Genomic DNA, 13,127 nt, shown 5'->3' on the forward strand with positions numbered 1-13,127 from the left:
ATTAGCCTAATTCGTTTATAATTATTTTTCTGCTATGACATTTGTTAAAGTACCAATATTATCAATCGTTACTTTTACTTCATCACCTGGTTGTAAAAATTTAGGCGGTGTCATACCTGCCCCCACACCAGCTGGTGTACCAGTAGCAATAATATCACCAGGATGTAATGCTACATATTTCGAAATCTCTTCAATCAATTCATCGATTTTAAGAATCATTTCTCCTGTATTACCATCTTGACGAATTTCATTGTTTACTTTAGTTACAATATTTACATCTTCAGGTGTAGGTAATTCATCTTTAGTTACTATATAAGGACCAACTGGGCAACCACCAGTTAAACTTTTAGATAGGAATGCTTGATCCTGTTCATTTTGGGCTTTGCGGTCAGTGATATCATTAATGATTGTATAGCCATATACATAGTCAAGTGCTAAAGCTTTAGGAATTTTCTCACCAGATTTACCTATCACAATACCTAGCTCACCTTCATAATCTAACTGATCTGTAATATCTTTATGATTTGGTATTACACTATTATCACCAGTTAACGATGAAGCTGCTTTTGTGAAGACGTATAAACGCTGTACCTCATGATTTAATTCACTAGCATGGTCTTGATAATTACGTCCAAAAGCAATCACATTATTTGTTGGCGTGACCGGTGGCAAAAATTCAATATCTGCAAATGCGACTTTATATTCTTCACCTCTACCACTATCTTCTGCCGCTACGACTGCTTTACGAACCTGTTCTTGGAAATCTAATATTTGATTTTGTTGGAGACCATTCAATAATGTCTTAGGATGAAAGTCCCCTTCCGCAAAATCTGCAAAGACTTTTTTCAAGTCCCAAGCAGCTTCTTCTCTTTTAACTTTCACACCATAAGATGTCTGTTCATTATGTCTGAATGATAGAAATTTCATTCAATATCAGCTCCTCATCTTTATCTTATTACATATTATAACTATATTTAGTAACAAATCACAAATAAATACCCATTATTTTCAAAAAATTCAATAAACATAGACATAATTTTGTATCGCTATTTTAAATAAGTCACTTTACGCCACAACCATTCAATAGGGCCGTATCTATAAAATTTCAGATACACATAACAGAAAATTAGTTGTAAGCTATATACAACCAATACGATTAAATAAGATTCATACAGTGGTAACTTATTATATAAACCTAAACCTACATAAATAAATGTAAAAATAAAACTTTGCATTAAGTATACTGTTAGACTCAATTTTCCTGGGTATTTAAAGATATTTACGGTTTTGGAAAATTGCTTAAATCGACAACAATAGATAAATAATAATATGTAGCCAAACGCTACAAGTGGCCCACCAATCATAGCACTAATGATTGCAAAAGCTTGGTTTCCAATGTCCACTACATATGGCATTTTAAAAGCGTATCCAACAATTAACATAAGGCATGCATATAAAACGTGACGATGACGATTTTGTGCGAATTGTACCTTTTCAACCAAGTTGTATTTTTGTGCTGCCATTCCTAAAAACACATACGGTAAAAATTCAAAATATGCAGAAAAAGTTATTGTATCTATAATATTATAGGTGTTTTCTACAACATTTACTTTTAAATAGTTAAAATATTCGCCACTTTGCTTTAGATTGACGATTTCAGAAACATTAAATCCGCTTATATTAATAGTACTATATGGATCATCTAAGTATGTTACTAAAAAAGTAGGTAAAATTAAGATAAATACTTTTATTGCATATAAAATAACACCTATTTTAAAGAGTTTCTTGCTACTTTTTTTAATACATAATACAGCAATCATCCCTGTAAATGCATAACTGAACAAAATATCTCCTGAAAATAGTAAAAAACCGTGTAATGCACCTAATATTAATAAAAAAGTTAATCTTCTATAAATAAAGGGATAATATTTCATCGCTCTTCTCTGACTATGTTTGTACATAATGGCTAAACCATAACCAAATAAAAAGGTGAAAATAGGATAAAAAGAACTGATTACAAACAGTGTAATAACTCTTAATATACTTTGATCTATCCCTTTCACTAAATCCGGTAAAAATGATTCCTCATATGGCATACTAAATGTCAATATATTCATCAATACAATACCTAACAAACTGAATCCACGTAAAGCATCCAGTTCGAATATTCTCTGCTGTGTCGACACTGTTTAGCACTCCTTTATCAAAGCATTATTTAATCGATTTATCATCTATTGAAAGCTGACCAAATTTAAAGAAGTATAAATAACCTTTAACAGGTTCGCCAAGTATGGTCTGTAAGGTATTTCTATAGTATTCCATTTGTATTTTATAACGCGCACGCAATTGATTTCCAACTTCTTCATCTGACATATGCAAGCGTCTATTAAATGCATCTGTTTTATAATCAACAAAGTAATATTGCTGATCTTTAATAAAAATCAAATCAATCATCCCTTGAATGATTGATGCGTCTGTTTCTACATCTTTCAACTGGTCTACTTTTGCTTGATTCACAACGAAAGGTAATTCACGATAAATATAATCACTTTGAGCAATCGTAAGATACAAGTCACTCTCAACAAATTTATAAATATCATCAAATTGAATATCAGCTTTTGCATCTTTAGGTATGATCGCTTTAACTATTAATTGGTCAACAAATATTCCAATTTCTTCTGCTGTCAGCCTTTCTTCTTTAAATGGTAAATGCTGCATTACCGTATGCATTAATGTCCCTATTTCATTTGCTTTTCTCTTTGTTTGTTGACTTAAGAAAGCTGGTCTTTCATATGAAGTTGTGCCAATACGATACTGACGAACTCTATCATAATTTGTATCTGCTTGTTCTGTTTCTAATTGTCGTTTTAATTCAGAAACGGACTGTTTTGAAGGTTTCATCATAGCTTCTTGATATGGATAGACGTAACTTAATTGCTGATGTATTTGCATTTTTAATGTGTCATTGCCACTATTTATATACTCAATATCACTAACTGTACGCTGTTCACTATCTGAAATAACTTGTTCTGAAGCAATGTCTTCATAAAATTCTGTAGTCAAATTCACATAAGGTTGCATCGTTGAATCAATATCTTCTATTGATTGCTCAAAACGCATCTCTCTTGGTAAAGATGATGATTGATATTTTGCTAATATTGGGTATATCATATCAATCGGTCTTTGGGCTGTAATCCGATAACTGACTGGTAAATGTGTTTCCGAAACAGAAACCTGCTCTAATTGTGTTAATTCTTTCTCATCTTTAACACGGCCAATCAAAAATAATTGTTCCTTAGCACGTGTCAACGCCACATAAATTAATCTCATCTCTTCTGAGACCATTTCTTTTTCCGCGATTGCTTTCAAAGTGACTGATGATAATGAAGGATAAGCTAAATTTGATTCTACATCATAATACGTCATTCCAAGTCCATAATTTTGATTTAAAATCACAGGTTTATGTAAGTCATCTCTTCTAAACTTACGCGATAAGCCAGAGTAAATAACAAATGGAAATTCCAGCCCCTTACTGCTATGGATTGTCATCATTCTCACAACATCATCATTAGGACCTATGATGTTTTCTTCACCGAAATCTTTTCCTCGCTCCATAAGTTCATCAATAAATCGAATAAATTGATATAGACCACGAAAACTAGAATTTTCAAATTCTACTGCTTTATTAAACAAACCATATAAATTCGCACGTCGACCTTTGCCACCAATAAGACCACTAAAATATTGTATAACATAGTGATCATTGTAAAATTTATCAATCAGTTGATATACAGGATGATTTTGACTGTACGATTGATACATAGCTATATCTTTTAAAAATACTTCTAATTTTTTGACCAATTTCTTATTTGCCACGTCATTTTCCATATAATGTTGGATAGATTGATAAAAATAATCATCATGAGGACTAAATACTCTAATGTTTGATAATTCATCTTCTGTAAATTGGTAAATAACTGAACGCATTAAACCGACTAAATAAATATCTTGTAGTGGGTTGTCGATCGTTCTTAAAAAAGACAATATCAGTTGCACTTCTGTTTGTTCAAAATAACCTTCTTTACTATTAACATGGAACGGAATATTATGATCCTTAAATGCTTGTTGTATTTTTCGTGCTTGCCCATATGATCTCTCTAAAATAACAATGTCCTTGTAGTTAGGCTTTCGATATTGTTGGGCTTTAATATCAAAGATTTCACGTGTATTCATTATTTTTTCAACTTGTTGTACAATATATTCTGCTTCTTGTTCAGAACCATTTAACTCAGAAGATGCATCTTCTACTAGCATATTTAAATTCACATCATATGGCTTGTTGTCAAAGGGAGCTCCATAATATAACTGTGCTGCATCATCATAGTTAATCTCTCCTACAGATTCATCCATCATATGTTTAAATAAATAATTAGTTGTCGTTAACACTTCTAATCTTGAACGGAAATTTTGTGATAAATCTATACGTAAGCCATATGATGAGCCATCTACAGTAAAACGATTATACTTTTCGATAAACAAACTAGGATCTGCTTGTCTAAATTTATAAATCGACTGTTTGACGTCCCCTACCATGAATAAGTTGCCATCATGTTCCTCACCACGTTTAATACATGACAAAATCTTTTCTTGTACTCTGTTTGTGTCTTGATATTCATCTACTAATATTTCTTCAAACTGATCACGATAAGATTGTGCAATCATTGAAGGTGAACCATCATCATTTGTTAAAATTTTCAAAGCAAAATGTTCATAATCCGAGAAATCTAAAATATTTCGACTGCGCTTTTTTTGATTAAAAAGTTCTATGACATCTTTTGTAATAAGGCTAAGATAAGATACTCTAGGCGCTAAACGTTGCATATCTTCTTTTAGATTTTCTGAAGACCTTGAAAAATAATCATTCTTAACTTTTGACACTAATTTTTTATAATTATCATAATATGCTTTACCATCATCATAAGCATCTATCATCATTTCGTTTGCTTCTTTAATTTTTTTATCTTTTCGAGGAAATGTTTTTTCAAATTCGTGTTGTACGATTGCTTCATGATTGATATGGCCATTTTCCATAGCTTTGTTTAAGAATTGTTGTTCTTTTTCAATAACTGCAATTTGTTTATCGACTTGTTCCAGCATCATAAATAAATCATAACTTTTATTTAATGACTCTAAGGCAGACCTCATAAATATCATGGCCAACTCATTAAGTAATTTTAATAACGCTTCCTGTTGCACTACATCTTTATATGGTGTTGCAAGACCGCTTAACCAATTCAAAGGATTGGGGTTAGCAACACTAAAGAAATACATTTTTTTTACAATATCTCTGAGTTGTTCATCATTCCTATCTGAGGACAACTGTTCAGTTAAATCAACAAAATGCGGGTCTAAGATGTCATAATGTTGTTCTAAAACCTCATCTATGGTTTGTTCCAGTAATAAAATATTTTCCGCTTCACCACTTGTTTTAAAGTTTGGATCAATATCCAATACATCGTAATGTTGCTGAATTAACTTTAAACAAAAACTGTGTAGTGTAGAAATTTGAGCTTGGTGAATTTTGATGCGCTGATTCTTTAAATGCGTATTATCAGGTGATTCAATAAATGCTTCTTGTATTCGTTGATCTACACGTTGCTTCATCTCTCTTGCACTTGCATTAGTAAACGTTACGACTAATAAACGATCTACATCGACCTTATCTCTAAGAATGCGTTGAATGATGCGTTCTACTAAAACCGCTGTTTTACCAGAACCTGCAGCTGCTGCTACAAGTATGTCTTGATCCTTTGCAAAGATACTTTTCCACTGATTATCGGTCCATCTTGTGTCAGCTGGTTTTACAGGAATCTCACTGATCATTCTTCTTCCTCACTTTCTAACTCCATATTTTGTACTGCTTCAATTGGGTTGATTGTTTCGTCTACGGTTCTATAGCGTTTACTGTCAATCATGCCATCAACATGACAGACTGGTTTATAGTTACAGAAATCACATGGCAGTGTTTGATTATATTTCATTGGCGCTACTTCTGTGTGACCATCCATAATATTAGATGCTGTTTCTATAAAATTTTGCTTATTATGTTGAATTAATTTATAAATCGTCTTTTCGTCCGCGACCTTACTATTAGATTTAATGCCTCCATCTTTTTTTAAACCTAAAGGTACAATATCTGAATTATAGCTAGGTTCTATTCGAGTATCAAAAGCATCCAATACTGCTTCGTCACTATTTAATAAGCCACTTAATTTAAAGGATTGGATAAATTCTAAATCCCTTTTCGTTTCATTTAATTCATTCCACGCAAGTTTAATACGTGGTTCATGGACATGAAAGTACAATAACCCACCCGGCTTAGTCACATTGGTTAGGCCGAGCCTTGCTTTATTTTGTAATACAATATCCATATAAGTCATCATTTGCATTTGCATGCCATAATATACTTTTGTTAAATCTAAGGTCCCACTATATTTTGATGATTTATAATCAATAATATTCACAAAACTTTCATTTCCATGGTTATACGTATCTATCCTGTCAATTTGTCCTCGAATGTTGATAGGAACCCCTTGTTTAGTTTGTAATGGCTGCGCATACAGTTCTTGATTGTCCCTAGGTTTTTTTCTGAAACTGGCTTCAAAGCGTTGCGGTGTGAATTTACTATAACTACCTTGATATTTTAACGCCGTTAAAGTTGTTTCTACTATTGAACCAATGCGTTGTGACAAATAGCGATAATAAGCTGTTGAATTTAATAGATTAAATTGTATCTCTGGTAGGATTTCAGATAACGCGTCACTCGTCAATTTGTGAATTTGCTTGATGTTTAAATTCTTAAAGTCGCCATTAATTTTTTCAGAGATAAATTTTAATACTTGATGGAATATATCACCTAAATCAAAGTTTTCTAGTTTATATTTTGTTCGTTCATTAAGTCGTAAACCATGTGAAGCAAAATGCTTAAATGGACATGATTGATACCCTTCAAAACGTGATACACTAGCATTTATAGTCGTACCATATAAATCCTTTGATAAAGATTCACTTAATTGTACAGTTTTATTATCGTAAGTGAGTGCTGATAACAAATAAGTAAGCCCTTCATTTAACTGCTCATCATCCCTCATAACTTGGTAAGTATCTAACCACGTATCTGCGACGATTTCTTCATCCAGCCAAGCTTTAAGTGATTCAAATAATGCAATTTTTGTTTGATGTGGATGTTCCATTAACGTTAGCGGATTTGCTCGATGTTGACGTTGGATGTTTTGTACTTCAAGATCTGTAAATAATTGCTGAATTTGACCTAAAAATGGACTTGCTTCTTTTTCATCCCCATTTGATCCCATTAAGGAATATGAAAATGTCACCTCTGAACGCCCTCGTGTCATAGCAATATAGCAAACAAATGCTTCATCCATTTGTAATATATCTGATGTTGGACTTAATTCGATATCAGCTTGTTCTTCAAAATATTTTTTCTCCTCATCTGTTATTAAGCCTGAAGCATTCACAGTCTGTGGTAAAATGCCATCATTGACCCCAACTAAATACACATGTTCTTTATTATCAACTTTTGCTAGGTCCATTGTACCAATGCTAACTTGATCAAGCGTTTGGGGAATCATTACAAATTCCAATTGATCCAAACCAATATCTAATAACTCTAAAAATCTACTTTTTGTTAAATTTTGAGTTCCAAAAACCGTAACTAAATCATCTAATGTTTGTATAAATCCATGCCATATTTGATCAATTTCTTCTGATTTACGGTGTTCGCCTTCAGCGTCTAACGTATCACGTTCTGTCATTAACTGACTGGGCAAATCGAACGATTCAATAGCTTCGTAAAACGCTGTTGCAAAATCAACAGCTGTGGTTGCATCAGCTATTTGATTTTCAAAGCGCATAATTTTATCTATCACATCTGTTTTTAACTGAATAACCCTTTCAAATGTTTCACGTTCTTCTTCTGTTAATGGTTGTCGTTTTAAACCCATTTTCCTAAATTGTTCAACTTGGAAATATTTATCATCTATCCAACGTTTTCCATAAATACCACGTTCTAATACAAAATTTTCTAAAATATCAATTAAGTACTGGCTGTCTTTAAATTTTTTAGTTAAAATATTCGTTTTAAACAAACGCATTAGAGGCTCAAAGTTCCAATTTGTCTGAAGCACTTCAATTAACGAGCGAAACATTTCCATTATAGGATGATGAGTCATAGAAGCCTTGACGTCAATGTTATAAGGTATATCGTATTGTGGTAATATCGATTCCATTAAGTAGGCATATGATTCATCTCTATATAAAATAGCAATATCTTGAAAACGTCTACCTAATTCACGGTTTTCTTTTAAAATCCGTCTAGCAACTTCATTTATTTCTTCTCGCATCACTGATGATTCTAGGATAGAGATATGACCTGTTGATGCAATAGGTTCAAATTGCAATGCATTAAAGTTTTTCTCTAAATGCGATAAGTCATTATGAATAAATCTTTGTTGTTGATAAAATGGTTTAACATTTAAATGAATATTCAAATCATTTGCGATGGCTTGCATTTGTGTTAATGATTCTGACGGCTTTCTAAATAAACTAAAAACATCTTTATCTCCATCTGTAGTTAAAGCAACCGTAACTTGCTTGGTATGCTGAACTAATGAACGAATGATTTGATATTCAATTGTAGAAAAGTTATGAAATCCATCAATGTAAATCTCAGCACGTTGCAACCAATCGGATTGGTTCATCACCTCAATAAATCGCTGCAAACTATCCTCAGTAGAAACATACTCGCCACGAATCCTATCTTCTAAATGTTTATATATTAACGCGATGTCTTCTAATTTGTGTTTAGTCCTCGTTTGTAAGTGGTTGTTTGCTATATAATCTTCAATATGTTGTGGAGAAACTGCATATTTTTTAAAATCTTGAATTTGCTCATATAATTTTTCACTAAAGCCATAGTATTTTACTTGAGATTGATATAATTTCAATTCTGACTGATGTTGTTGAATAATGTCATAAATCATCATTTCAGTACCAACTTTGGATAACTGTTGTTCTGTTAATCCACCAACTTCTTGAAAAACACGGTGACTTAAACGTTCAAAATGGAGCACTTCAGTTCTCAAACTGCCATATAATGATGGATCTTTTACAAAAGCTTGCTCTAACTGAAACGTGTTTTGGGTAGGTGCGATTAAGATAATAGGATCACCTAATGGATTTTGTTTCATTTTAGTTTTTATTTCTTCTATTACACTGTGCGATTTACCAGTGCCAGCTCTCCCAATATAAGCATTAAATTCCATTGCGTGCAACAACTCCTTTGATTCATATTTTAACATATTAGGCATTACACTTTGTTTAATAGTCTATGTGATTTACCTACATTTAAGTTCATAAATGAATGATATACTGTGTAAGTTTAATATTTGAAAGGTGTCATTCAAAAGGTTCAAAAAGCACAAATTTAACAACATTAATATATAGAAAAACCTGAGACATTTTTATGTCTCAGGAAGTATACACATATGCTATCTATTCATAACTGACATCTGGGTTAAATCCAAATGTCATTTTATTTAACGGCCAATATCTAAATGAAACTTTACCTACTACCTTATCTTCATCAATCAAACCAAATGAGCGGCTATCCTTACTCACTTCTCGATTATCGCCTAATACTAACAATTTCCCTTTTGGAATTTTGTTTTTTCCATCAACCTGATTGATTTCTTTTGTTTTATAAGTACCTGTAATGTATTCACCTAGTTTGTGTTTTTCATTGTAATCTAAATAAGGCTCATCAACTTTTTTACCATTAACATATAATTGATCTTTTTTATATTCGATGTTATCTCCAGATGTACCAATAATACGTTTTACATAATCTTGTTCCTTATTAGCGTGGAATACAATGACATTTCCCTTTTCTAAATGACCTAGCTTTTGACCAATCATATTTACAACTACGCGTTCACCATCTTTTAAGGTTGGGTCCATAGAATCCCCTTTGACTGTGTATGATTTTGCAACAAAATTTGTAATCAATAGGACTAACGCTACTGCGACAGCAATTGACACAATCCATTCTAGTATTTCTTTTTTCACTTTTTACACCTCGTCTATTTATTTAAAGTTTACTGTGAAGTTGCTTAAAGGGTAATACCTTAAACTTACATCACCAATAATGTCTTCTTGTCGAACAAAACCCTCTGTTCTTGAATCGTTTTTTAGTTCCCGATTATCATTCAATACAAAGTATTCACCTGGTGGAATTATATCTCCTTCAGAGCCTTTAATATTTCTGAGGGATAGATCTTTCATACTTGACTCAGTATACATTTCATCTACTTGTCTGTCATCTCTATACAACTGATTATTTTTAAAGGTTATAGATTGGCCAGGCTTCCCGATAATTCTACCAATATGTACATCGTCACCTTTATGGTACATGATGATATCGTTAAGCTTTAACATATTAAAAGTCGTTTTGATTTTATTAACAATCACACGATCATTTTGTTTCAACGTTGGCGTCATACTTTTATCTTGTATGACTGCTCCTGTAATAATAAAAGTCTGAATCAATATTACAATAATAATCGCAAATATTATAGAAATCAAATGTTTTACTACCTTACTCAAATTGTCACTCCTCTGGAGAATGCATAAAATATCGTTCAAGTTTTCTACCTATAAACCAAACGACAATAATAACAATAATGATGATGACCAACCTTAAAGGCTGTGTAAATAGCGTCGTAATATCATTGCCTAACCATCCAATCAAACCAATCATTATCAATTTCGAACTGAACAATACTACCAGATAAACGTGTGCTCTGATATGCGACAAGCTTACGACCAAGTTTACTAATGCACTTGGGGTAAAGGGGAAACATAATAGAATGAAAATAGGGATAACGCCTTTTCTATCTATAAAATGTATTAACCTTTGAACCGAGGTGCGTTGTTGTAATTTTTCATATAACGTGTATGGTTCAATTTGCGAAAACCTAAAAATACAAGATAACTTCCTAAAACAGTACCCAACCATGCTAATAATGTACCCATCAAAAATCCAAATGCATTCACATTCACAATCACAAATACAATAATAGGTAGTACTGGGATAAATGCTTCAATAAAAGGCAATAAAAATCCTACGATATAACCTAAACTACCAAATAAATCAAACCAATACTGCACTTGTTCTTGAGTCATTTCATCAATCCCTACCAATGTTAGTCAACGATTATTATAAGTGTATTATAGCGATTTTAAAACAATTATGTATACTTTTGTGTAAATATCAGTCTCAAGTACCAAAACAGTAAATGACATTACACACAAATGATAAGTTTTTTATAAAATAGCACATAAAAAAATTTCCGCATTTTCAATGCGGAAATCATTTTCTCAGTCACTTATTAATCTAATGCACAGATAAAATTATAGACGTTTTTCTAATGCTTCTTTTTTATCTTCAAAACCTGGTTTACCTAATAATGCGAACATATTTTGTTTATATGCTTCTACACCAGGCTGGTTAAACGGATTTACACCAAGTTGATAGCCACTCATTGCGCAAGCCATTTCAAAGAAATAAACTAGATAACCAAATGTTTCTTCATCTAATTGTGGAACATTGATCACTACATTTGGCACGCCACCATCAGTATGTGCTAATAAAGTACCTTCAAAGGCTTTAGTGTTCACTTCATCAATTGTTTTACCTGCTAAATAGTTTAAACCATCTAAATTGTCATTATCTTCTTCAATTGTAATATTATGCTTTGGTGTATTTACTTTGACAACAGTTTCAAATAAGAAACGACGACCTTCTTGTACATATTGTCCAAGTGAATGTAAATCAGTTGTATAATTTGCACTGGATGGATAGATGCCTTTGTAATCTTTACCTTCTGATTCACCAAATAATTGTTTCCACCACTCGTTAAAATATTGCATTGAAGGTTCATAATTGATTAACATTTCAGTGTCATAACCTTTAGCATATAAAATGTTACGGATACTAGCATATTGATATGCAATATTATCTTCTAAGTTTTCAGAAGAGAGCTCTTGTCGCGCTTTTGCAGCCCCGCCCATCATTGCTTCAATATCAATACCTGCGACAGCGATTGGTAATAAACCTACTGCAGTTAAAACTGAGTAACGTCCACCAATATCATCCGGCACTACAAATGTTTCATAGCCTTCATTTGTTGCTAATTGTTTTAATGCACCTTTTTCTTTATCAGTAGTAGCAAAAATACGTTGTTTTGCTTCTTCTTTACCATATTTATTTTCTAATATTTGTTTAAATAGTCTAAATGAAACTGCTGGTTCTGTTGTAGTACCAGATTTAGAAATAACATTTACTGAAAAATCTTTACCATCTAAATAACTAATTAACTCTTGTGTATATGTCGAAGATAAATGATTACCTACAAAGACAATTTCAGGATATTCATTACTATTTCTAAATGCCGGTGTCAACATTTCAATTGCAGCACGTGCACCTAAATATGAACCACCAATACCAATTACAACAAATACATCTGAATTATTTTTGACACGTTTAGAAGCTTCTAATATACGTGAAAATTCTTCTTTATCATAATTAACAGGTAAATCAATCCAACCTAAGAAATCACTACCAGCACCTGTTCCTTCATGAATTGTATGATGAATTGATTTAACAATATCCTTTTGTTGTTTTAATTCATGTTCGCCGAAAAATTCTAAAGTTTTACCGTAATCTAATTGAATATGAGTCATCTAAATTGCCTCCAGTGTTTTTGATTTCATACATATTTTACTAAGTTTATTTTGACTATTCAAACAACTAGCCTACAAAACAAAATTTTTTATAATTATTTTAGCTTATTCATTTCTTATACAACAGACAGAACATCCAATTATATATTCACTGATATATACATCTTCATAAAACGCACATAACTCCAAAACACCTATAATTCAATATACAAGCAGACGGTTAAATTGTAAGAAATTTCTACAATTTGCATATTTATGTATAAAAATGGTTTTATTTTCATTATCCTTCTGCTATACTTACTAAT

The 13,127-nt window shown here is 31.9% G+C and carries 7 protein-coding genes and 1 pseudogene; all 8 read right to left on the reverse strand.

Annotated elements, in window-relative coordinates; translation table 11 throughout:
- Positions 1–21 precede the first annotated feature (21 nt).
- Complete coding sequence (locus AB1J10_RS03745) at positions 22–927, reverse strand: fumarylacetoacetate hydrolase family protein (RefSeq protein WP_046208040.1); 906 nt, start codon at positions 925–927, stop codon at positions 22–24.
- 119 nt (positions 928–1,046) lie between these two features.
- Positions 1,047–2,186, reverse strand: a complete 1,140-nt coding sequence (locus AB1J10_RS03750) for a DUF418 domain-containing protein (protein ID WP_046208039.1) — start codon at positions 2,184–2,186, stop codon at positions 1,047–1,049.
- Positions 2,187–2,211: 25 nt separating this feature from the next.
- Positions 2,212–5,883, reverse strand: a complete 3,672-nt coding sequence (addA, locus tag AB1J10_RS03755; protein ID WP_070039216.1) for a helicase-exonuclease AddAB subunit AddA — start codon at positions 5,881–5,883, stop codon at positions 2,212–2,214.
- Positions 5,880–9,344, reverse strand: a complete 3,465-nt coding sequence (addB, locus tag AB1J10_RS03760) for a helicase-exonuclease AddAB subunit AddB (RefSeq protein ID WP_070039210.1) — start codon at positions 9,342–9,344, stop codon at positions 5,880–5,882. The genes addA and addB overlap by 4 nt, the downstream gene beginning before the upstream one ends.
- Before the next feature lie 229 nt (positions 9,345–9,573).
- Positions 9,574–10,146: a signal peptidase I gene (gene lepB, locus AB1J10_RS03765; RefSeq protein ID WP_064209440.1), complete on the reverse strand. Its 573-nt coding sequence runs from the start codon at positions 10,144–10,146 to the stop codon at positions 9,574–9,576.
- 18 nt (positions 10,147–10,164) lie between these two features.
- The gene (gene lepB, locus AB1J10_RS03770) at positions 10,165–10,683 is read right to left on the reverse strand and encodes a signal peptidase I (protein WP_064209441.1); all 519 of its coding nucleotides are present in this window, start codon (positions 10,681–10,683) and stop codon (positions 10,165–10,167) included.
- A 4-nt stretch (positions 10,684–10,687) separates the two neighbouring features.
- Positions 10,688–11,262: pseudogene (locus tag AB1J10_RS03775) on the reverse strand (TVP38/TMEM64 family protein).
- A gap of 228 nt (positions 11,263–11,490) precedes the next feature.
- Positions 11,491–12,822 carry a glucose-6-phosphate isomerase gene (locus AB1J10_RS03780; protein ID WP_064209442.1) on the reverse strand — a complete coding sequence of 444 codons (1,332 nt, stop codon included), beginning with the start codon at positions 12,820–12,822 and terminating at the stop codon, positions 11,491–11,493.
- Positions 12,823–13,127: the final 305 nt, after the last annotated feature.

The sequence above is a fragment of the Staphylococcus cohnii species complex 1663 genome, assembly GCF_041008415.1.
Taxonomy (GTDB): domain Bacteria; phylum Bacillota; class Bacilli; order Staphylococcales; family Staphylococcaceae; genus Staphylococcus; species Staphylococcus ureilyticus.